Genomic DNA, 20,677 nt, shown 5'->3' with positions numbered 1-20,677 from the left:
GCACTGTCTGTGGTGTCGGACGGCACACGGCTGACCGGCAGGTGGAGGAGGGGACATGAACAGGAGAAGGGTGACCGTGGCCATCGCGGCGGCCGGGGTGGTCGCCGGGGTAGCCGGTCTGGGGGTGCTGGCGATGCCCGCCGGCGCTGGGCCCGCACCTGTGCTGCCTCAGGTCGACGCGCAGTCGCTCGTCGAGTCGGTGCTCACGGCCAAGCCCGCCGCGTTCGGCGGCACGGTCGACGTGAACAACAGCCTGGGCATCCCGGCCATCGCCGGTCTGCCGCAGCTGTCCGACGGCGCCAGCCAGGTCCGGATGTGGACGGACGGCCAGGGCAAGGCCCGCGTGTCGCTGCCGACCGGCGGCTCCGAGCGGACCATCGTCGACGACGGCACGACGCTCTGGTCGTGGAACTCGGAGACGCAGACCGTGACCAAGACGCCGCACGGCGCGGAGGCCGCGAAGCCGGACATGGGTCTCGGCCTCGGGCTCGGCCAGGACGGCAAGCCGCTGGAGCCGGTGCAGCTGGCGCGCGACGTCGTGTCCGAGATCGAGAAGTCCAGCGTCGTGACGGTCGACGGCACGGCCCGCGTGGCCAACCGCCCGGCCTACGAGCTGGTGCTCACGCCGAAGCCCACCGAGCGGACGGTGCTGCGCGAGGTGCGCGTCGCGGTCGACTCGGAACTGCGGATGCCGCTGCGCGTGTCGCTGCTGACCAACGGCACCGACGAGCCCGCCGTCCAGGTCGGTTTCTCCGAGCTGACGGTCGGCGCGCAGGACGCGGCGCTGTTCCAGTTCACGCCGTCGGCGAGCGCGAAGGTCGAGGAGCAGAAGCTCGAGGCCCCGTCCGACCAGGACAAGGCCGACGCCGAGAAGGCTCTGGGCGAGGCGTCGCCGCAGGTCGTCGGCGACGGCTGGGACACCGTGATCGTCGCGAAGACCCCGGCCGAGGCCCTCTCGGGCGTGCAGCTCCCGGCCGAGGACAAGCCGGAGCACCGCGGCCCCGGCGCGAGCGGCGCCAACCCGCAGGACCTGCTGAAGCAGCTGGGCAAGCAGATCAGCGGCCCGTGGGGCAGCGGAACGCTGATCAGCACCAAGATCGGCAACGCCCTGCTCGCCGACGACGGCCGGATCGCGCTCGGCGCGGTGCCGGAGCAGGTGCTGACCGAGGCGATCGGCCAGGTGAAGTGACCACTTCGACCAGCGCACGGGTGGAGTCCGCTTCGGCGGGCTCCACCCCGGTCCTCGCCGCGCGCACGCGAGGACTGCGCAAGACGTACGGCAGCACGGTCGCGGTGGACCGGGTGGACCTGGACCTGCCCGAGGGCGCGGTGCTGGGGATGCTCGGGCCGAACGGGTCGGGCAAGACGACGACGATCCGGATGCTGCTGGGGCTGGTGCGGCCCACCGAGGGGACGGTCGAGCTGCTCGGGCGGGCGTTGCCCGACGGGGCGGCCGCGTCGTTGCCGCACGTCGGTGCGCTGGTCGAGGGGCCGGGCTTCCACCCGTTCCTGTCGGGCCGGGAGAACCTGCGGCGCGTCGCCGCGTTCGAACCGCTGCTGGCGACCGGGTCGGTCAAGCAGGCCGTGGAGGACGCCGTGGAACGCGTCGGGCTCGCGCAGGCCGCGCACCGGCGCTACCGGGGCTATTCGCTGGGCATGAAGCAGCGGCTCGGGTTGGCGGCGGCGCTGCTGGTGCCGCGCAAGCTGATCGTGCTGGACGAGCCGACGAACGGCCTCGACCCGGCGGGCACCCGCGAGGTGCGGAAGGTCATCGGCGACCTGCACGCGGCGGGCAGCACGGTGCTGGTGTCGTCGCACCTGCTCAGCGAGATCGAGGCCACGTGCACGCACGTTGCCGTGCTGCACCGGGGAACCGTGGTGGCGCAAGGGGAACTGGCCGAGCTGCTGCACTCCGACAGCACCGCGCTCCAGGTGACGACGTCCGATGTGGACAGTGCGCTCACCGCGCTGCGGGCGGCCCGGATCTCGGCCCGCCCGTCCACCGAGGGCGTCCGGGTCGAGCTGATCGGCACGACCGCGCCCGCCGTCTTCCAGACGCTCGTGCAGGCGGGCGTGGAGATCCACGAGGCCGTCCGCCAGCGCACCGGCCTCGAGGAGCTGTTCGCCCGGCTCACCGAGGCCGAGGAGTCCGACCACCTGTCCGCTGTGGACACCAACGAGGGGGCACGATGACCACGGCTGTCGCCACGCGCGCCCCGTTGACCCGGCAGCTGCGCTCGGAGCTGCGCTGGATCGTGCGCCGCCCGCGCACGGTGATCGGGTTGGGGCTGCTGTGCGTGGTCCCGATCCTGGCCGGTGTCGGCCTCTGGTTCGCCGTCGACAACACCCAGGGCCCGGCCGGTCCGGGGCTCGCGGCGATCATCGCGGGCAACGGGCTCGTCCTGCCGATCTTCACCCTGTTCCTGTCGCTGCCGTTGCTGCTGCCGCTGGTCGGCGCGATCTGGGCGGCCGACGGCCTGGCGGGCGAGGCCAACAACGGCACGCTGCGCGGTCTGCTGGTCGCGCCGGTGGGCCGGATCCGGCTGCTGGGCATCAAGGCGTTCGGGATCGCCGTCATGTCGCTGTTCGCGGTGACGCTGATGGCCGTCGTCGGCGTGATCACCGGTGTGGCCCTGTTCGGCATGGACGGGATGCTCACGGTGTCCGGCACGACGCTGTCGACCGGCGCGGCGCTGGGCCGGATCGTGCTGACGATCCTGCTGGTGACGTTCCAGATGTGGGCCGTCGCCGCGGTGGCGCTGGCGATCTCCGCGTGCACCGAGCACCCGCTGGTGGTGATGGCCGCGACCATGGCCGGGCTCATCGTGTTCGCCGTGCTCGGCGCGTTCAGCTCGCTGGACTGGCTCCAGCCGTACCTGATCACCTCGGCGTGGAACGGCCTGACCGACGTGATGCGCGACCCGATGCCGACCGGGGAGCTGTGGAACAGCACCGGGTTGGCCGCGTGCTACCTGGTGATCGGCCTGTCACTCGCCACGATCCGCCTGGTCACCAAGGACGGCTAGCCCGTCCGGGTCGACGACGAGTCGCACCCGATCGCCGAGCGCCGGTGGCTCGGCGATCGGGGCGACGGCTTCGAACTCCTCGTCCCGCACGGTCACCAGCAGCCGCACGTGGTCGCGGCGGTGCACCCGTTCCTCCACCACGCCTTCCAGCGGCCCGTCGGGGTCGACGCGCAACGCCGTGGAGCGCAGTCCGACGCGCCCCGGAACGGTGATCCCCAGCAGCTCCAGCGCCAGGTCCGCGGGCAGGATCTTCCCGCACCCCAGGAACTTCGCAGTCTCCACGTCGACCGGCGACCGCCACACCTCCGTCGGCGGCCCGACCTGCCGGATCCGCCCGGCCCGCATCACCGCGACCCGGTCGGCGAGCGTGAACGCCTCGTCGTGGTCGTGCGTCACGACCAGCGCCGTTGCCCCGGCCTCGCGCAGCAACCGCGCCAGGTCGACGGCCAACTGCTCGCGCAACGCCCGGTCCAGCGCCGACAGCGGCTCGTCCAGCAGCAGCAAGCGGGGTCGAGGGGCCAACGCCCGCGCCAGCGCGACGCGCTGCTGCTCGCCGCCGGACAACTCCGTGACCCGCCGCTTCTGGTAGCCGCCGAGGCCGACCAGTTCGAGGAGTTCGGCCACGCGCTTGTGCCGCGCCTCGGCCTCCACGCCGTGCATCCGCATCCCGAACGCCACGTTGCCCGCCACGTCCCGGTGCGGGAACAGCTGCCCGTCCTGGAACACCAGGCCGAAGCCCCTGCGGTGCACCGGGACACCGGCCAGGTCCTCGTCGTCCCACGCCACGACGCCCGCGCTCGGCCGTTCCAGGCCCGCGACCGCGCGCAGCAGCGTCGACTTGCCGCAGCCGGACGGGCCGAGCAGCGCCACCACCTCGCCGTCCGCGACCTCCAGGTCGACCTCGGCCACCGCTTCGACGGCGCCGTACCGGACGCCGACCCCGTCGATCCGCAGCGACATCAGAACTCCCCACTGCTGGGCACGCGCAGCTTCTCGATCAGCAGCACCGCGGCGACCGTGACCACCATCAGCAGCGCGCACGCGGCGTACGCCATCTGGCTGTTGAGCTGGCCGGGCCGGGACATCAGCCGCGCGATCACGATCGGCAGCGTCGGCGACTCCGGCCGCGCCAGGAAGCTGGTCGCCCCGAACTCCCCCAGCGCCACCACGAACCCGAACCCGGCCGCCGCCACCAGCGACCGCCCGGCCAACGGCAGGTCCACCTCGCGCCACACCCGCCACGGGCTCGCGCCGAGCGTCGCGGCGGCCTGCCGCAACCGCTCGTCGACCGCGCGCAGCACCGGCAGCACGATCCGCACGATCAGCGGCGTCACGACCAGCGCCTGCGCCAACGGCACCAGCACGGGCGACGTGCGGAGATCACCGGGCAACGCGTCCATCGTGATCAGGTACCCGAACCCCACCGTCACCGCGGACACGCCCAGCGGCAGCATCAACGCCGTGTCGAGCGCTTCCCCGATCCCCCAGGGCGTTCGCCCACGCCGCAACCCGACCAGCACGACGGCCGAGAACACCCCGATCGTCAACGCCAGCAGCATCGCGTCGGTGGCCGTGCGCACCGAGTTCATCGCCGCGTCGACCCCGGAGACGGCCAACGTCCCCCGCTCCCCCGTCCCGGTCAGCGCCCGGTACCCCGCCAGGCTCCAGCCGTCCACTGTGGACAGCGACCGCACGACCAGCCCCACCACGGGCACCAGCAGCGTGAGCACCACGGCGAACGCCGCCGCGACCACCCCCCACTCCCCACCGGTGGGCCTGCGCACCACGTCCGCCTGCCCGCGCAACGACAACGCCGTCTCGCGCCGCCGTCGCGCCAGCCCGCCGAGCAGCAGCACCGCGAGCACGGCGGCGAACTGGAGCAGCGACAAAGCCGCGGCCCCGGACAGGTCGAACAGCTCGACCGTGCGCAGGTAGATCTCGGTCTCCAACGTCCGGTACCGCGCCCCGCCGAGCACCAGCACGACCCCGAAACTGGTGGCGCAGAACAGGAACACCACCGACGCCGCCGACCCGATCGCGGGCAGCAACGACGGCAGGACGACGGACACGAAGGCACGGGGCCGGGACGCGCCCAGCGCCCGAGCGGCGTCCTCGGCCCGCCGGTCGGTGTGCGCCCACAGCCCGCCCACGGTCCGCGCCACCACGGCGACGTTGAAGAACGCGTTGGCCAGCACGATCGGCAGCACCCCGCCGTCCGGCCACAACGCCCGGAAGGCCAGTCCCACCACCACGGTCGGCAGCACGAACGGCACCATCACCGCCGCCCGCACGAACCCCGAGCCCGCGACCTTGCAGCGCGCCAGCAGGAACGCCACCGGCAACCCCGTGACCAGCGCCAACACCGTGGACGCGGCGGCCTGCCCCAGCGTGAACCCGACCAGCTCCCACGTCGAGGCGGCCGTCAGCGCCTCCCCGACACCACCGTCACGCAGCCCGAGGTGCACGATCGCGAGCACCGGCCAGGCGAAGAAGACCCCGAGGAAGACCAGCGGGACCAGCGCGGCGAACGCCCAGCTCAGCCCACTACGAGCGTGCGCCACTGGGACACCCACTGCTCGCGGTTGGCGCTGACCTGCTCGGCGGGCAACGTCTGCGACGCGCTGGGCAGCGGCGCGGCCTTCTCCCACGACTCGGGCAGCTTCACGCCTTCCCGAGACGGGTACACGTACATCTGCTCCGGCACGTCGGCCTGGAACTGCTCGGACAGCAGGAAGTCCACGACCTTCTTGGCGTCCTCGGGGTTCTTGGCCCCGTTCAGCACCCCCGCGTACTCCACCTGGCGGTAGCAGGTGTCCAACACGGCCTTGGTGCGCGGCGCGCCGTCCTCACCGATCTCGGCGGACGGCGACGACGCGTAGGACACCACGATCGGCTTCGGCCCCTTGCCCGCGGACCCGGAGAAGTCCTGGTTGTAGGCCTCTTCCCAGCCGCTGACGACCTTGACCCCGTTGGCCTTGAGCTTCGTCCAGTACTCGGTCCAGCTGGTGGGCCCGTACTTCCCGATCGTCCCCAGCAGGAAGGCCAGCCCCGGCGACGACGTGGCCGGGTCCTCGACCACCAGCATGTCCTTGTACTTCGGGTCGACCAGGTCGTCGTACGACGTGGGCTCCGGCACGCCTTTCGCGGCCAGCCCGGCGATGTCGACGTTCAGGCACACGTCTCCGACGTCCACGGCGTGCAGCTTGTTGCTGCCGTCGACCTGGTACCGCTGCGCTCCCTTGGAGGCCTCGGGGCTCGCGTACTCCGCGAAGACCCCTTCCTTCAACGCCCGCGAGGCGAACGTCGAGTCGACGCCGAAGGCGACGTCCCCGATCGGGTTCGCCTTGGTCAGCACCAGCTTGTTGGTCAACGCCCCGGCGTCGCCGCTGGCGACCTGCTTGATCGTGATCCCGGAGGAGGCCTTGAACGCGTCCAGCGTCTCCTGCTTGGCGACGAACGAGTCGTGCGTCACCAGCGTGACCGTGTGATCGGAAGCGGCGGGCGCGGACCCCCCGCTGACGGAACAACCCGCCACCAGCGACAAGCAGGCGACGGCGACAAGAACGTGGCGAAGCATCAGTCTCTCCCTACACCGGCATGATCCGGATCAGGTTGGACGGTCGAAGGCTCGCGCGCCTTCCTCTCAGCCCGGCGCAGCACCGGACTCCCGTGGTAAGCGGCAGCGTACGCGACTCGGTGGGACCATCAGGCCATGGCCGAACTGATGACCGACGACCAGGTGACCGAAGCCCTGCGGAGCCTGCCGAGTTGGAGCGCGCAGGAGAACACGCTGATGCGGATCGTGGAGCTGACGAGCTTCCCCGAAGCCATCCAGGTGGTGAACCGGGTGGCCGAGATCGCGGAGAACAACGACCACCACCCCGACATCGACATCCGCTGGCGCACGCTGACGTTTCGCGTGAGCACCCACTCCAAGGGCGGGGTCACGGCACTGGACATCAGCCTGGCCAGCGAGATCGACGGCGTGCTCGAAGCACTGGCCTGACCGGTCGCCCGCCGGGTCCACGGCGTTGGACCGGAACGTTCCCGCAGCTCAGGGTGTCCGTTTCGGTCCCTTGCGTGATCACCCGCGACCCGCTTCGATGAGATCACCGCCGCCTCCGCCCCAGGAGGCACCAGTGCTGATGTCGTTTCGGAGGACCGCGCTCGCCGTGGTGGGCCTGCTCGTGAGCGGGCTGGCCGTGGCGCCCGCGGCTTCCGCCCAACCCGCACCCACCGCCGGGTGCGGGGTCACCGACCTGATGATCAAGGCGTCCACCTACTGGGTGGCCACCGACACCGACCAGGCCGCGAACAACTGGTCCAACGCCCTCTTCCACGTGGGCAACCTCGCCCAGGTCCGCACCACCGGGATCAGCAACCACAAGACGTGGCCGTGGACCGAGGCGAACCAGTGGCTGCTGCCCGCCGATCCCGCGAAGCCCTTCGCCCCGGACGCCCAGGCGTCCGGTGAGGCCTACCTGGACGTCTGGTACTTCCACCAGGAGAACCGGGTGCTCGACCCGTTGCGCGCGAACCTGGCCGCCGAGGCCGAGAGCGTCGCGAAGGGCGGCACGAGGTACTGGACCACCCCGGACGCCCTGAACCTCTCGCTGCCGTCGTTCACCCGGATCGGCGTGATGGACTCGAACCAGGCGCTCCTGGACGCGTCCCGAACGTTGTTCCGCGATGCCAAGCGCCGCCTGTTCAGCGACCTGACCGGCCTGTGGCTGGGCAACGCCCAGGCCAACGGCTTCGCCGCCTCCGGCTTGGCGAAGGCCGTCCTGGCCCTGCCCGACGGTCCGCTGCGAGCCGAGTACGCGCGGACGTTGAAGCGCTCGGCGGAAACCCTCCGCTGGCTCCAGCGCCCGGACGGCTTCTGGAACGCCGAACTCCTCTTCGGCGGCAAGGAGACGAGCAGCACGGCCCTGATCACCTACGCCTTGGCGGCGGGCATCAACGCGGGCGTGCTCGACAAGGCCGCCTACCTGCCGATCGTGCGGAAGGGCTGGGACGCCCTGACCAAGTCCGCTCTCCAGGACTCCGGCAGGCTCGGCTACGTCCAGCCCCGCGGCTCACACCGGCCGGCGAACGCCGACGACAGCGCCGCCTTCGCCGTGGGCGCCTACCTCACCGCTGGTCAACAGGTTGCGGCTCTGACTCCAGGCTGCTGACGGCTTCGGTCTGCGGGTCCCCGAGGGCCCGCAGGCCGACCGCCACGGCCACCAGCGTGAGCAGCCCGGCAGCCGGGTAGACCCATCCCAGCAACGACTCCCACCACGGCCGGGAGATGATCCAGATCGAGTCCTGCCAGATCAGCAGGAACGAGATCAGGAAGCTCCCGATCGACACCACCCACACCACGGCGGTGATGTTGACCAACCGGTGCCGGTTCGCGGGCCCGTACAGCAGCCACATCAGCGCGGGCATCGCCCACACCCAGTGGTGGCTCCACGAGATCGGCGACACCAGCAGCCCGAACACCTGCACCACCACGATCGCGGCCAACGTCTGCCGAGCCCGCAACGCCTCCCGCAACGCCCACAGCATCAGCACGACGGCGACGGCACACCCGGCCAGCCAGATCGGCCCGCTCTGCACGTCGTACCCGACGGTCCGCGACAGCGCGCCGCGCAACGACTGGTTGATCGACGACCCGACCGGGCCGATGCGGGTGGCGTCGCCGAGCAGGTGGAACCAGTACTCCTTCGACAGCTGCGGCGCGATCAGGAACCCGAACCCGACCGTCAGCGCGAACGCCACGACCGACCAGATCGCCGCCGCGAACCGCTTCGTGCCCAGGAAGTACACGCCGGACACCGCGGGCGTCAGCTTGATCCCGGCGGTCAACCCCACGCCGAACCCGGCGACCCACGGCCGGGTGCTCGCCATCGTGGCCAGCAGCACGGCGGCCAGCAGCAGGTTGATCTGCCCGTAGTTCAACGTCGTGCGCACCGGCTCGACCCAGATCGCCAGCGCCGTCCACAGCATCGCGCGCCGGGACAGGTGCTCGGCGTCGATCATCTTCAGGGCCGTGCGGATCAGCCAGAACAGGCACGCGAGGCACAGGATCTGCCAGAACCAGCGCGCCACGCCCCACGGCACCCACGACAGCGGCAGGAACACGAACGCCGAGAACGGCGGGTACGTGAACGGCAGCGCGAACTTGTCGGAGAACTCGCTCAGGCGCCAGTCGTAGAGGAATCCGGTGAACAGCTCCGGCGACCCGTTGCGGTAGACCATCAGGTCGATCATGGTCATCTGCGTCTGGAACGCCACCATCGTCAGCTGCCCGAGCAGCGACAACGCCAGCAGCCACGGCGCGACGGCGAGCACGCGGGCTTCCACGGCGCGCGGGTTCACGCGGGGCCTCCTCGGGTGGGGAACTGATTCCAGTGTGAAGTAGGTGACTCGGGGAGCAAAAACGGGGTACCCGAACGTCATGACAGGTGGGAGTCACACAACCACGGGAGAATCATGACCACGGACATCGTGGTGGCGCTCGTCGCCGCTGTCGGAATGCTCTTCACCGCGGGCGGCGTGCTGGCACTGGCCGCACGCGACCGCCACCAGCTCCACTAGCCGCTCATGGGGGACCGTCCCGCTCGGGACCGTCCCCCATACCCGGCCCCTCACCCAGCCGCGTCGGCCACCAGCCGCTCCCACCGCGGAGCCAGCGCCGACGGCTCACCGAACTTCTCGCGCAGGTAGTCCCGGCGCTCCAGCGCCACGGCGTTCTCCTGCCACCTCCGCACCACCCATTCGCCCAGCCCGCTGACCAGCCGCGCCTGCGCCAAGGCCTCCGACACGTCCGTCGGCGGCACGAACCGCGCCCGGCGCCGCAGCTCCTCCAGGGTCGCGGGCAGCGGGTCCGGCAGCGTCACGGGCCAGCGCAGGTCACCGGACTCCAGGTGCGCGGCCTGCTGCTGCGCGACGACCTCCGCGTACCCCTCCCGCGCCTCGGCCACCTCCCCGAGCACCTCGGGCAGCGTGACGACGACCGGCTCCACGGCCCGTCCCGACGCCAGTTCCCACTCCCGCACCACGGCCAGCGCCTCGGCCGCGTCCCACGCGAGCAGCGCGCGCCCGGCGCAGTGCTCCAGCAGCGGTTCGCCGACGGGAGCCGTCCACTCCCCGGTGGTCTCGCCCGTCACGCTCACGTGGGTCACGGCGACCTCGCCCGCCGCCCGGCACACCACCACGTGGCCGATCATGGTCCTGCCGTCGAGCGCCGTTAACTGCCCTGCCAAGGTGTCGGTGGTCATACTCCCCCATCGCTGTGAAGATCACTCCGTTTCACCCTATCCCGATCCGGTGTCCACTCCGTGGGACGAAATCGGGGAAATCGACGGCGGCGAATTCGCGCCACTAAGAGACGCCCAATGGCCGGATAAATGACAATTAAGGGCGTTGCACCCCCTCCGGAATTTCTCGTTGAATGATCCACGACGCACATCGTCGTCGTCCTCGTTCACGGGAGCACCATGAAAACGGCTTATGCGGGAAGCGGCACGGCGCGCGAAACAGGGACACCCGCCGAGTACCACCTGGCGCCCGACGAAGCCGCCGAGCTCCTCTCCCTCGCCGCCGAGCTGCGCACGTCCGCGCTCCGCCCGGTCGACCCGGTCTTCTACGACCAGCACTGGCCCTCCGTCGACCGGCTGCCCTCCGGCCTGCGCGGATTCCTGCGCGACTTCCGCCACGAGGAGGCGCACGCCGCCGTCCTCGTGCACGGCCTCTCGGTCGACGACGCCCTGATCGGGCCGACGCCGGAACACTGGGAAATCCCGGCGGACGACCATTCCTCGCTCGACCAGGAAATCATCCTCGGATTGTGCGCCATGGCACTCGGGGAACCGCAGACGTGGGCCACGCTGCAAGCGGGCCGGATGGTGCAGAACATCATCCCGATCTCCGGGAACGAAAAGCGCCAGAACGGGCACAGCAGCGACGTCCTGCTCGAATTCCACACCGAGGACGGATTCCACCCCCGGCGCTGCGACTACCTGCTGCTGATGGGGCTGCGCAACCACGACCGCGTGCCCACGACCGTGGCGTCCGTGCGCGACCTGGTCCTGTCCGACGAGGTCAGGGCCGTGCTGGCGCAGGAGCGGTTCGCGATCCTGCCCGACGACGAGCACATCCGGCAGCTCACCGCGAGCGACCCGACGCACCCCGCGCTGGCGCGAGCGATCCGGATGCGCGACGAGCCGACCCCGGTCGCGGTCCTGTTCGGCGACCGGGCCGCGCCGTACCTGCGGATCGACCGCCCGTTCATGCACTGCGCCCCCGGCGACGTCGAGGCCGAACGCGCGCTCGACGCCCTGATGGCGGAACTGCTGCGCGTGCAGCGGGACGTCGTCGTCGGCCCCGGCACGCTGCTGGTCGTCGACAACTACCAGGCCGTGCACGGCAGGCGGCCGTTCCCCAGCCGCTACGACGGCGCCGACCGCTGGCTGAAGAAGATCACCGCGGGCCGCGACCTGCGCCGCCACGCGTCCGACGACGAGACCCGACACCCGCGCGTCCTGCTGTGACGCCGGAAGGACGAGACATGCGCACGGTCATCATCTCCGGAGCCTCCAACGGCATCGGCGAGGCCACCGCCGACCGGTTCGCCCAGGGCGGCGACCGGGTCGTGAACCTCGACGTCGTCCCACCGACCGGCGACCCGCACCCGAACGTGCGGTGGGTCAAGGCGGACGTCACCGACTGGCAGGGCGTCCGCGACGCCGTGACCGCCACCCACGACGAGTTCGGCTCGCTCGACGTCGTCATCGCCAACGCGGGCATCAGCGTCCGCCACGGCGTCCTCGACATCACCGAGGCCGACGCGCGCCGCGTGGTCGACGTGAACCTGCTCGGCGTGCTCGGCCTGTGGCGGGTCGCGGCCGAGCACATGGTCGCCCAGCGGTCGGGCGTCCTGCTCGCCACGGCGTCGGTCAACGGGCTGCGCGGCTACCCGTTCTACGCCGACTACAACGCCACCAAGGCCGGGATCGTGGCGCTGTGCCGGACGTTCGCGCTGGAACTGAGCCCGCACGTCCGCACCGCGTGCGTGTCGCCCGGCGCTGTCCTGACGCCGATGCAGCTCGCCGAGTACACCGGCGACATGCTCGACGAGACCAACCGCTCCATCCCGCTGCACCGGCACGCGTCGCCCGCGGAGATCGCGTCGACGTTCCACTTCCTCGCCTCCGACGAGGCCCGGTTCATCACCGGCCAGGAGTTCGTGGTCGACGGCGGCGAGACCGCGGGCGCGACGACGGCCGTCTACGGCACCGCGGGCGCGACACGATGAGGGTGGTGCCGCCGATCGTGGCGGCCGTCGTGGTCGGCATCACCCTGGGCATCACGTACCCGCTGTTCACGGCCCTGCTGACCGCCAAGGGCCTGTCCGGGACGGCCGTCGGCGTCAGCGGCGCGATGACCCCGCTGGGCATGATCGCCACCGCCCCGTTCGTGCCCGCGCTGGCACGGGCGTTCGGCGTCCGCCGCGTCACGATGACCGCGCTGCTCGGCATGTCCGCGGTGCTGGCGGCCCTGTCGGCGGACGTCCTGTGGACGGCGGGCCTGCGGGCCGTTCTGGGCGCGGGCGCGGTGACCGTGTTCGTCCTCAGCGAGACCTGGATCTCCCAGGTCGTCGCACCGTCGCTGCGCGGCAGGACGCTCACCGTCTACACCGCGCTGCTGTCGGTCGGCTTCGCCGTCGGCCCGCTCCTGCTCACCGCGGGCACGACGGTCCTGTTCACCACGGCCGTCCTCGCCCCGCTGATCGCCTTCGCCGTGCTGGCGGTGGACAAGCACCCCCTCCCGACGACGTCCTCGGGCCGCCTCCCCGTGGCCACCCTGCTGCGGGGGTTGTCGCTCCTGCTGGTCCCGGTGCTGGCCGTCGCGGTGTTCGACACCGTGACCCTCCAGTTCCTCCCGGCCTACGGCACGAGCACGGGCCTGTCCCCGTCTGCCTCGGCACTGCTGCTCACTGGTTTGCTGGTGGGCCAGGTCGTCCTGCTGTACCCGCTGGGCTGGCTGGCCGACCACGTCGACACCCGCTTGGCCCTGCTGGTCTCCCTCTCCGGCGGCGCTCTGGGCGCGCTGCTCCTCCCCTTCCTCGTCACCGCGGGCCCCTTCGGCCTGGTGGCGGTGGGCGCGTGGGGCGGAATCGCGTTCGCCGGCTACCCCTTGGCCCTGACCCTGCTGGGCGACGACCACGCGGGCCACAACCTCGTGCTGGCGAACTCCGCGTTCGCCGTCGTGTGGGGCCTCGGCGGCGTCCTCGGCCCGCCCTACGCGGGCACCGCCCTGGACCTCCTCGGCCCCCACGGCCTCCCCACCGCACTGGCGGCGCTGTTCACCGCAGCGGTGGCGGTACTGCTGATCGCCCGAACCCGCAAACCCGCGGCGACACGGGAACTCGTCACCGTCGCCTGAACGCGAAAGGGCCGGACCCCCACGGGAGTCCGGCCCTTGTCGGCGAAGTCCTAGACGTTGAACCGGAACTCGACCACGTCGCCGTCGACCATCACGTAGTCCTTGCCCTCCATGCGGACCTTGCCCGCGGCCTTCGCGGCGGCCTTGGAGCCGGACTCGACGAGGTCGTCGTAGGAGACCACCTCGGCCTTGATGAAGCCGCGTTCGAAGTCCGTGTGGATCACGCCCGCCGCCTGCGGGGCGGTGGCGCCCTGCGGGATGGTCCACGCCCTGGCTTCCTTCGGGCCCGCCGTGAGGTAGGTCTGGAGGCCGAGGGTGTGGAAACCGGCGCGCGCCAGGGAGTAGAGGCCCGGCTCGTGCTGGCCGATGGACTCGAGGAGTTCGCGGGCGGACTCCTCGTCGAGTTCGAGCAGTTCCGACTCGACCTTGGCGTCCAGGAACACCGCGTCGGCCGGGGCGACCAGTTCGCGCAGTTCCTTCATCTTCGCGTCGTCGGTGAGGATGCCCTCGTCCGCGTTGAAGACGTACAGGAACGGCTTGGTGGTCAGCAGGCTGAGTTCGCGCAGCAGCTCGATGTCCACTTCGGACTGCGCGCTGAACATCGTGCGGCCGCCGTCGAGGATGGCCTTGGCCTTCTGCGCGGCTTCGAGCGCGGGGCGGCGGTCCTTCTGGGTCCGCGCCTCCTTCTCCAGCCTCGGGATGGCCTTCTCCAACGTCTGGAGGTCGGCGAGGATCAGCTCGGTGTTGATCGTCTCCATGTCGCTGCCCGCGTCGATGCGGCCGTCGACGTGCACGACGTCGGGGTCGTCGAAGACGCGGACGACCTGGCAGATCGCGTTGGCCTCGCGGATGTTGGCGAGGAACTTGTTGCCGAGCCCCTCACCCTCCGAGGCGCCCTTCACGATGCCCGCGATGTCGACGAACGACACCACGGCGGGGACCAGCTTCTCGGATCCGAAGATCTCGGCGAGCTTCGCCAACCTCTCGTCGGGCAGCGGAACGACACCGACGTTGGGCTCGATCGTCGCGAACGGGTAGTTCGCGGCGAGCACGTCGTTGCGGGTCAGCGCGTTGAACAGGGTGCTCTTGCCGACGTTGGGCAGGCCGACGATGCCGAGGGTCAAACTCACGAGGGGGAAGTCTACGCGGTGACCTGCACCGTCGAGCCGGTCCGGGCCTTGCGGACGCGCAGCCTGGTGGGGATGCGCGTCCGCAGTTCCTCGACGTGCGACACCAGCCCGACGACCCGCCCGCCCGCGCGCAGCTCGTCGAGGGTGTTCATCACCAGGTCGAGCGTGTCCGAGTCGAGCGTGCCGAAGCCCTCGTCGACGAACAGGGTGTCCAGCAGCGCCCCGCCCGTCTCCGCGGCGACGACGTCCGCCAACCCGAGGGCCAGCGCCAACGAGGCCAGGAACGACTCGCCGCCGGACAACGTCTTCGCGGGCCGCTGCTGGCCGGAGTAGTCGTCCAGCACGTCGAGCCCGAGACCACCGGCCTTGCCGTGCGACCCGGCGGCGATGGAGTGCACGAACCGGTACCGGCCCTGGCTCATCCGCTCCAGCCGCATGCTCGCGGCCAGCGCGACCTCCTCCAGCCGCGACGCGAGCACGTACGTCCGCAACGTCATCCGCCGGTGGTTCTGGCCGCGCCCGTTGATCACGTCCGTCAACGCGTCCAGCTCGGCGAACTCCGCCTCGACGGGCTCGAACTCGACCCACTTCGCCCGCAGCTGCCCGGCCAGCTCACCCACCCGCGCCGCGGCCGTCCGCGCCGAGGACAGCGCCGACGCGGCCCGTTGGGCCTCCCCGCGGCACGTCCGGAACCGCTCCTCCACGCCAGCCACGTCGACCTCCAGCGCCGGGTCGACGTCCGCCAGTTCCTCCAGCACGGACGTCGCCGCCGCCCGGCGGTGGTCGAGCGCGGTGATCCGCTGGTCCAGCACGGTCAGGGCCGCGTCGGTCCGCGCGGCCGACAGGGCCTCCTCGACGTCGGCGAACCCGGCCCTGGCGGCTAGTTCCGACGTCGTGACCCGCTGCTCCTCCAGCCGCAGGACGTGGTCCTCGACCGCCGCGCGCCGGTTCGCCGCCTCGACCAGCGCGTCGGCCAGGTCGAGCAGGTGGGCGCGCCGGGCGGGCACGTCCGGGAAGTCCCCGCGCGCCTCGTCCAGGCGTTCGGTCCGCGCCGTCACGGCCTCGTCCAACGCCGTGAGCTGCGTCGACACCTCGACCAGCTCGCGTTCGGCGGCGGCGTGGGCGGCGGTGGTCCGCTCCCACAGCTGCTCCAGGTCGCGGAGGGCGGCCGTCCGCTGGGTCCGCGACCGGGCCAGCGCGGACGTCTCCTCGTGCTCCCGGAGCAGGTCGGCCAACGGCCGGTCGTCGACGACCTTGAGCAGCGTCTCGACCCGGTGCTCGGCCGCGAGCTTCGCCTGCTCGGCGACACCGCGACCACGAGCCGCCGCCTGTTCGCGGGCCGTGGCCTCGTCCTCGTCGGCCGCCCCGACGGCGTTCAGCATCGGCTGCGCGGGGGCCGGGTGGTCGGCCGAGCCGCACACCAGGCAGGCCTTGCCGGGGGTCAGCGCGGCCGCCAGTTCGACGGCCATCCCGTCCAGCCGCTGCCGCCGCACGTCCAGCAGGTGGCCCTGCGCCTTCTGGTGCGCGTCGATGGCGGCGCGCAGCCCGTCCGCCGCCGTGGTCAGGGCCTTCTCCGCCGCGGGCAGCTGCCGGGCCGCGTCCGCCCACGCGGTCACCTCGGCGAGCCGGGCCGCCGCGACCGTCGACTCCTCGACCGCCGTCCGCGCCTCGGCCACCTTCGCGGGCAGCGTGGGGTCGACGGCGGCCACCTGGTTCTCCAGCCGGTCCCGCGCGGCGGTCAACGCCGTGATCCGCGCCGAGTCCCGTTGCTGCTGCTTCGCCTCCTCGGCGAGCTGGGTCAGACCGCCCGCTTCTTCCCGCAGCCGCTCGGAATCCCCGCGCAGGTCGGTGCCCTCGTAGCCGACGATCGCCGAGAACGCCGCCGCCTCAAGGGATCTGGCCCGGTCCAGCGACTGTCCCAATCGGACGGTCGTGTCCTGCGACGGCACCACGGGAGCCGCCCGGCGGGCGCTGGTCACCTCGGCGACCCACGACAGGCGCTGCGCTTCGTTCTCGTCGCACGACGCCAACGCCCGCCGGGCCTCGCGGACGCGGCGCACGCGTTCCGCCTCGACCCGGACCGACGCCAGCGCCACCTCGGCCGTCTCGGCGGCCTCAGCCGTTGACCTCGCGACGGCCTCGGCGTCGTCGAACACGCCTTCGAGCCGCTTCAGCACGGAGCTGAGCCACTCCTCGTCGCCGACCTCCGGCGACTCCTCGCCCGCGGCCTCGGACACCCGCTGCACCAGCGCGCGCCCGACCTGCCGGTGCTGCTCCAACGCCTGACCGGCGGCGGTGCGGCGGGTGCGGAACCAGTTCTCCACGTCCAAGAACCGCTGCGTCCCGAACAGCTTCTCCAGCAGCTTCTCGCGCTCGGCCGTCTCCGCGCGCAGGAACCGGGCGAACTCGCCCTGCGGCAGCAGCACGACCTGGAAGAACTGCTCGGCGTTCATCCCGAGCAGGTTCTCGACCTCGAGAGCGACCTCGTCGATGCGGGTGTGCCCGTCGCCGTGCCACCCGCTGATCCACGTCAGCGTCGCCTTGGCCTGCTGCTTGGTGAAGCCGTCGCCGCGCTTCTTCGGCCGCTCGTACTCGGGGCTCCGGGAGATCCGGAACCGCCTGCCCTGGACCGTCAACTCCAGCGTCACCGACGTGACGGTGTCGACGTCCGCGTAGTCGCAGCGCAGCCTCTTCACGTCGCCGCGCGCGCCGGGGACCTTGCCGAACAGGGCGAACGCCACCGCGTCGAGCAGGGTCGTCTTGCCCGCGCCCGTGTCGCCGTGCAGCAGGAACAGGCCGTCCGCGCCGAGCACGTCGAAGTCGACGGTCTCGCGCTTCGGGTACGGCCCGAACGCCGTCAGCTCCAGGCTGTGCAACCTCACTGGGCCTCCCTCGCGGCGGCGGCGAACGCCTCGCGCAGCAACGCCTGTTCCCGCGGGGTCGTCTCACCGCCGCGGCAGTCGTCCACGAAGCAGCACGCGACCTCCTCGTCCGACCGCCCGCGCACCGCGAACCGCACCTCCGCCGCCCGGCCGCCCGCGGGCTGCCACTCGACGTGCACCGCGTGCGGGAACCGCTCCTGCAAGCGCCGCAACGAGTCCAGCGGCCGCACCGGGTCCGTCAGCACCACGGACAGGAAGCTGTCGGCCACGGCGTCGTGCGCCGGGTCGAGCAGCAGGTCCTCCAGCGCGCCGGACAGCGTCGCCAGCGGGCGCGGCACCGGCAGCTCGCGCTTCTCCACGCCCACCAGCCCGCCGGCGTCCAGCTCGACCAGCCACACGCACTTGCCCTGGCTGGCCTCGGAGAACGAGTACGCCATCGGGCTGCCCGAATACCGCATCCGCTCCGACAGCACCTGCGGCCCGTGCAGGTGGCCCAGCGCCACGTAGTCGACCCCGTCGAACACCGACGTCGCCACGTCCTGCACGCCGCCGACCGCGATGGTCCGCTCCGAGTCGCTGCTCGCGCCGCCGGACACGAACGCGTGCGCCAGGACCACGGAGCGGGTGCCGGACCGGGTCGCGAGGTCCGCGCGGACGCGGCGCATGGCCTCGGTCAGCACGCCCGCGTGGCCGCGAGCCTCGGGCACGCCGAGTGCTTGGCGCGCGGGTTCCGGTTCCAGGAAGGGGATGCCGTACAGGGCGACGGGGCCGTGGGGGTCGGTCAGCAGCACCGGCTCGTCCAGTTCGGCGATCCGGGTGCGGGTGTAGAGGCCTCCTGCGGCGGTGAACTCGCCGAACACGCCGATCCGCGCCGCGGAATCGTGGTTCCCCGGCGTGATCACGATCCGCGCGCCCGCCGCCCTGATGCGGCTCAGCACGCGTTGACAGGTCTGCACGGCCTCGGCGTTCGGCACCGCCCGGTCGTACAGGTCGCCCGCGACGACCACCACGTCGACCCGCTCCGTCGCCACGAGGTCCGCGAGGCCGCTGAGCACCGCCTCCTGCTCGGCGAGCAGGTCCCGACCGTGGAACGTGCGGCCCACGTGCCAATCGGAGGTGTGCAGCAGGCGCATGGGGCAACGCTAGGACCAAGCACCGACAGTCCCGAGCACCACCGGTCCCGCGTGTCGCCCGATCGAGTGCTATGGGTCGATGCGTCATGATCGGGGGCGTGACAGCGGTTCTCAGCACTGCGGCGATCGTCGTCGCGCTCCTGCTCGCGGGAGCGCTCCTCTTCCTGTGGCGCCTCTACCAGGACAGCGTCCGGCGCACGGACGCCGCGCTGGAGGCGATCCAGTCCGAGCGGATGCGCGGCGAGGCCCACCAGGCGGCCTTGCAGCGGTACGAGGTGGCGTTCTCCTCTGTCACCGGAAGGGGTGAACTCGGCGAGCAGGTGCTCGTCGAGACGGCCCGCGCGCTGGGCTTGCGCGAGGGCATCCACTTCAGCCTCCAGGTCGACGTCGCGGGCGGCGGCTCGGTCCGCCCGGACATGGTGCTGAGCGTCGGCGGCGGCAGGCAGGTGCCGGTCGACGCGAAGATGAGCATGGTCTGCTGGGCCGAGGCCGTGGAGACCGACGACCTGGCCGAACGCGCGGACGCGCTGCGCGTGCACGTGCGGAACATCCGGTCGCGCGCGGCGGAGCTGGCGGGCAAGGGCTACCAGCGGTGGGCCGACGCGATCTACGGGACGATCATGTTCGTGCCGAACGACGGGGCCGTGGTCGCGGCGCTGGACACCGATCCGGAGCTGCTGCGGTGGCTGCTGGACCGGCGGGTCTTCCTGTGCGGGCCGACCGGGTTCGCGGTGATCGCGTCGGCGGCGATGTTCGCGGTGACCGATCGGGCGTTGGCCGACGACGTGGAGCAGGTCCGGGCCCAGGCGACTCGGGCTCACCGGGCGGCGGACGGAGCGGTTGACGCGGTCAACCTGTCGAGCACGCACCTCCAGCGGTTCCTGTCGGCGCGGCGGCGCGAGCTGGACGCGCTGGAAGGCTTCCGAGCTGCGGTGGAGCCGTTGAGCACGGCCTCGGCGAGCCCCACGGCGATCCCGGTCGTGCGAAGAGCTGACGAACAGTCAGGACTCGGTGCATCCTTGGAGGCGCGTGAAGCGTGAAAGACAGGTGAGGACGTTTCACGGCTGTAGCGTGCGCTAACACCGCACCGACTACCGTGTGCCCCTTCCCTGACGATGCCGAGCAAGGAGAGTGCGTGACGGTGACGCGCGAGCGGCGTAGCGAACTGGACGACGACGAGGACTACGAGGACGACGTCGCCTGGAACGATCGCGCCCTGTTCGGCAGCTTCAAGGGTTTGCCCTGGTGGGCGGCCGTGGCGATCGCGTTCGTGCTGGCGATCGTCGGGACGTACATCGACGTGAGCTCGACGGCTACGGTCGGCTGGATCTTCACGGTGCTGTTCTTCGTGGGGTGCGTCGGGGCGATCGTGTTCGTGGAACGGCGCTCGATGTTCGGGCCCGTGGTGCAGCCGCCGTTGATCCTGGCGATCGTGGTGCCGTTGGTGGTGATCGTCACTCAAGGGATGCCCGCCAGTGGTGGGATCAGCGGGTTGGCGTTGACCCTCGGACGGCCGTTGATCAACGGGTTTCCGACGATGGCCGTGACGACGATCTTCACGGTGGCGATCGGGGTGCTGCGGGTGTTCCGGCAGCGGGATCCGAATCGGGTCACTCGGGAAGAGGCTCGGGAGGTTCGGGCGTCTGCGAAGGCTGAGCGGGGCGATCGGGCTGACCGGGGTGATCGGTCCGAGCGGGGTGATCGGGCTGAGGAGAGGGCTTCTCGGCCGGTGAAGGTGGCTTCGGAGAAGCCTCGGTCTTCGACTCGGGAAGATACTGGGCCTCGGCGGAAGCCTGCTGGTTCCGAAGGTAAGAGGCCTGCGGTGCCTGCGCCTGTGGATGATGAGCGGCGGGCTGCTCGGGCTCGTGCGGTTCCGCCTGGGGAGCGGCGGCGTACTCCGCCTGCTGGGGCTCCGCGTGGGGACCGGCCTGGTGCGCCTCGACGGCCTCGGCCGCCTCGGGATGAAAGCTGAAGGTTCGTAGGCGTTTGGAGGGCTAACCCCCGGTTGCGCCAATTATCCCACCCTTTTTCGTATTTTTAAATGATGAGAAAAACCTATAAAAAAAAAAAAAATA

The 20,677-nt window shown here is 71.4% G+C and carries 18 protein-coding genes and 1 riboswitch; of the genes, 10 read left to right on the top strand and 8 right to left on the bottom strand.

Annotation, left to right across the window (positions count from 1 at the left end):
• The first annotated feature begins 55 nt into the window (after window positions 1-55).
• From ACFWW9_RS37150 to ACFWW9_RS37140, 3 genes are read left to right on the top strand one after another with little or no spacing between them, the layout of a single operon-like run.
• Window positions 56-1,189 carry an outer membrane lipoprotein carrier protein LolA gene (locus ACFWW9_RS37150; protein WP_390387065.1) on the top strand — a complete coding sequence of 378 codons (1,134 nt, stop codon included), beginning with the start codon at window positions 56-58 and terminating at the stop codon, window positions 1,187-1,189.
• On the top strand, window positions 1,186-2,193 hold the full coding sequence (locus ACFWW9_RS37145) for an ABC transporter ATP-binding protein (RefSeq protein ID WP_390387064.1): 1,008 nt from the start codon (window positions 1,186-1,188) through the stop codon (window positions 2,191-2,193). Before ACFWW9_RS37150 ends, ACFWW9_RS37145 begins: the two co-directional genes overlap by 4 nt.
• Window positions 2,190-3,026, top strand: a complete 837-nt coding sequence (locus tag ACFWW9_RS37140; protein ID WP_390387062.1) for an ABC transporter permease — start codon at window positions 2,190-2,192, stop codon at window positions 3,024-3,026. The genes ACFWW9_RS37145 and ACFWW9_RS37140 overlap by 4 nt, the downstream gene beginning before the upstream one ends.
• Here the strand turns inward: ACFWW9_RS37140 and ACFWW9_RS37135 are convergent.
• The 3 genes from ACFWW9_RS37135 to ACFWW9_RS37125 form a co-directional block, all read right to left on the bottom strand.
• Window positions 2,988-3,986: an ABC transporter ATP-binding protein gene (locus ACFWW9_RS37135; protein ID WP_390387061.1), complete on the bottom strand. Its 999-nt coding sequence runs from the start codon at window positions 3,984-3,986 to the stop codon at window positions 2,988-2,990. The two genes, ACFWW9_RS37140 and ACFWW9_RS37135, sit on opposite strands and share 39 nt — an antisense overlap.
• Window positions 3,986-5,587 carry an ABC transporter permease gene (locus ACFWW9_RS37130; RefSeq protein ID WP_390387059.1) on the bottom strand — a complete coding sequence of 534 codons (1,602 nt, stop codon included), beginning with the start codon at window positions 5,585-5,587 and terminating at the stop codon, window positions 3,986-3,988. Before ACFWW9_RS37130 ends, ACFWW9_RS37135 begins: the two co-directional genes overlap by 1 nt.
• Window positions 5,563-6,603 carry a thiamine ABC transporter substrate binding subunit gene (locus ACFWW9_RS37125; protein ID WP_390387057.1) on the bottom strand — a complete coding sequence of 347 codons (1,041 nt, stop codon included), beginning with the start codon at window positions 6,601-6,603 and terminating at the stop codon, window positions 5,563-5,565. Before ACFWW9_RS37125 ends, ACFWW9_RS37130 begins: the two co-directional genes overlap by 25 nt.
• Window positions 6,594-6,707: riboswitch (TPP riboswitch) on the bottom strand. Its footprint overlaps the gene before it by 10 nt.
• A gap of 31 nt (window positions 6,708-6,738) precedes the next feature.
• Here ACFWW9_RS37125 and ACFWW9_RS37120 point away from each other — a divergent pair.
• Complete coding sequence (locus ACFWW9_RS37120) at window positions 6,739-7,032, top strand: 4a-hydroxytetrahydrobiopterin dehydratase (protein ID WP_390387056.1); 294 nt, start codon at window positions 6,739-6,741, stop codon at window positions 7,030-7,032.
• A gap of 139 nt (window positions 7,033-7,171) precedes the next feature.
• On the top strand, window positions 7,172-8,200 hold the full coding sequence (locus ACFWW9_RS37115; protein ID WP_390387054.1) for a glycoside hydrolase family 88 protein: 1,029 nt from the start codon (window positions 7,172-7,174) through the stop codon (window positions 8,198-8,200).
• Here the strand turns inward: ACFWW9_RS37115 and ACFWW9_RS37110 are convergent.
• Both ACFWW9_RS37110 and ACFWW9_RS37105 read right to left on the bottom strand, forming a co-directional pair.
• Window positions 8,157-9,389 (bottom strand): mannosyltransferase, encoded by a 1,233-nt coding sequence (locus ACFWW9_RS37110; protein WP_390387053.1) that lies wholly within the window; start codon window positions 9,387-9,389, stop codon window positions 8,157-8,159. The genes ACFWW9_RS37115 and ACFWW9_RS37110 overlap by 44 nt on opposite strands.
• Window positions 9,390-9,658: 269 nt before the next feature.
• Window positions 9,659-10,291 carry a DUF6218 family protein gene (locus ACFWW9_RS37105; RefSeq protein ID WP_390387052.1) on the bottom strand — a complete coding sequence of 211 codons (633 nt, stop codon included), beginning with the start codon at window positions 10,289-10,291 and terminating at the stop codon, window positions 9,659-9,661.
• Window positions 10,292-10,510: 219 nt separating this feature from the next.
• Here ACFWW9_RS37105 and gntD point away from each other — a divergent pair, with 219 nt between their 5' ends.
• From gntD to ACFWW9_RS37090, 3 genes are read left to right on the top strand one after another with little or no spacing between them, the layout of a single operon-like run.
• Window positions 10,511-11,563 (top strand): guanitoxin biosynthesis L-enduracididine beta-hydroxylase GntD, encoded by a 1,053-nt coding sequence (gntD, locus tag ACFWW9_RS37100; protein ID WP_390387051.1) that lies wholly within the window; start codon window positions 10,511-10,513, stop codon window positions 11,561-11,563.
• A gap of 17 nt (window positions 11,564-11,580) precedes the next feature.
• Window positions 11,581-12,327, top strand: a complete 747-nt coding sequence (locus ACFWW9_RS37095) for an SDR family NAD(P)-dependent oxidoreductase (RefSeq protein ID WP_390387049.1) — start codon at window positions 11,581-11,583, stop codon at window positions 12,325-12,327.
• Between the two features lie 5 nt (window positions 12,328-12,332).
• Window positions 12,333-13,457 carry an MFS transporter gene (locus tag ACFWW9_RS37090; RefSeq protein WP_390387048.1) on the top strand — a complete coding sequence of 375 codons (1,125 nt, stop codon included), beginning with the start codon at window positions 12,333-12,335 and terminating at the stop codon, window positions 13,455-13,457.
• A 50-nt stretch (window positions 13,458-13,507) separates the two neighbouring features.
• Here ACFWW9_RS37090 and ychF read toward each other — a convergent pair whose 3' ends face one another.
• Genes ychF through ACFWW9_RS37075 form a run of 3 tightly spaced genes read right to left on the bottom strand, consistent with a single transcriptional unit; the run spans window position 13,508 to window position 18,602 of the window.
• Window positions 13,508-14,587, bottom strand: coding sequence for a redox-regulated ATPase YchF (gene ychF / locus ACFWW9_RS37085; RefSeq protein WP_390387046.1), 1,080 nt, complete (start codon window positions 14,585-14,587; stop codon window positions 13,508-13,510).
• A gap of 11 nt (window positions 14,588-14,598) precedes the next feature.
• On the bottom strand, window positions 14,599-17,469 hold the full coding sequence (locus ACFWW9_RS37080; RefSeq protein WP_390387045.1) for an AAA family ATPase: 2,871 nt from the start codon (window positions 17,467-17,469) through the stop codon (window positions 14,599-14,601).
• Entirely contained in the window at window positions 17,466-18,602 is a 1,137-nt protein-coding gene (locus ACFWW9_RS37075; RefSeq protein WP_390387043.1) for an exonuclease SbcCD subunit D, read from the bottom strand. Before ACFWW9_RS37075 ends, ACFWW9_RS37080 begins: the two co-directional genes overlap by 4 nt.
• A gap of 98 nt (window positions 18,603-18,700) precedes the next feature.
• Between ACFWW9_RS37075 and ACFWW9_RS37070 the strand changes: the two genes are divergently transcribed.
• Together ACFWW9_RS37070 and ACFWW9_RS37065 are read left to right on the top strand one after the other, a co-directional pair.
• On the top strand, window positions 18,701-19,642 hold the full coding sequence (locus ACFWW9_RS37070) for a DNA recombination protein RmuC (protein WP_390387041.1): 942 nt from the start codon (window positions 18,701-18,703) through the stop codon (window positions 19,640-19,642).
• 56 nt (window positions 19,643-19,698) lie between these two features.
• On the top strand, window positions 19,699-20,574 hold the full coding sequence (locus ACFWW9_RS37065) for a DUF6542 domain-containing protein (protein WP_390387040.1): 876 nt from the start codon (window positions 19,699-19,701) through the stop codon (window positions 20,572-20,574).
• Window positions 20,575-20,677: the final 103 nt, after the last annotated feature.

Source organism: Umezawaea sp. NPDC059074, assembly GCF_042738955.1.
Classification (GTDB): Bacteria; Actinomycetota; Actinomycetes; order Mycobacteriales; family Pseudonocardiaceae; genus Umezawaea.
Note: the sequence above shows the minus strand (reverse complement) of the source record. Positions and strands in the feature narration are given on the sequence as shown.

Excerpts from the sequence above, each read along its gene's own strand:
- ACFWW9_RS37095 (WP_390387049.1), top strand. The coding sequence starts at position 11,581 with ATGCGCACGGTCATCATCTCCGGAGCCTCCAACGGCATCGGCGAGGCC.
- ACFWW9_RS37125 (WP_390387057.1), bottom strand. The coding sequence starts at position 6,603 with ATGCTTCGCCACGTTCTTGTCGCCGTCGCCTGCTTGTCGCTGGTGGCG.
- ACFWW9_RS37120 (WP_390387056.1), top strand. The coding sequence starts at position 6,739 with ATGGCCGAACTGATGACCGACGACCAGGTGACCGAAGCCCTGCGGAGC.
- gntD (WP_390387051.1), top strand. The coding sequence starts at position 10,511 with ATGAAAACGGCTTATGCGGGAAGCGGCACGGCGCGCGAAACAGGGACA.
- ACFWW9_RS37075 (WP_390387043.1), bottom strand. The coding sequence starts at position 18,602 with ATGCGCCTGCTGCACACCTCCGATTGGCACGTGGGCCGCACGTTCCAC.
- ACFWW9_RS37150 (WP_390387065.1), top strand. The coding sequence starts at position 56 with ATGAACAGGAGAAGGGTGACCGTGGCCATCGCGGCGGCCGGGGTGGTC.
- ACFWW9_RS37135 (WP_390387061.1), bottom strand. The coding sequence starts at position 3,986 with ATGTCGCTGCGGATCGACGGGGTCGGCGTCCGGTACGGCGCCGTCGAA.
- ACFWW9_RS37140 (WP_390387062.1), top strand. The coding sequence starts at position 2,190 with ATGACCACGGCTGTCGCCACGCGCGCCCCGTTGACCCGGCAGCTGCGC.
- ACFWW9_RS37105 (WP_390387052.1), bottom strand. The coding sequence starts at position 10,291 with ATGACCACCGACACCTTGGCAGGGCAGTTAACGGCGCTCGACGGCAGG.
- ACFWW9_RS37115 (WP_390387054.1), top strand. The coding sequence starts at position 7,172 with ATGTCGTTTCGGAGGACCGCGCTCGCCGTGGTGGGCCTGCTCGTGAGC.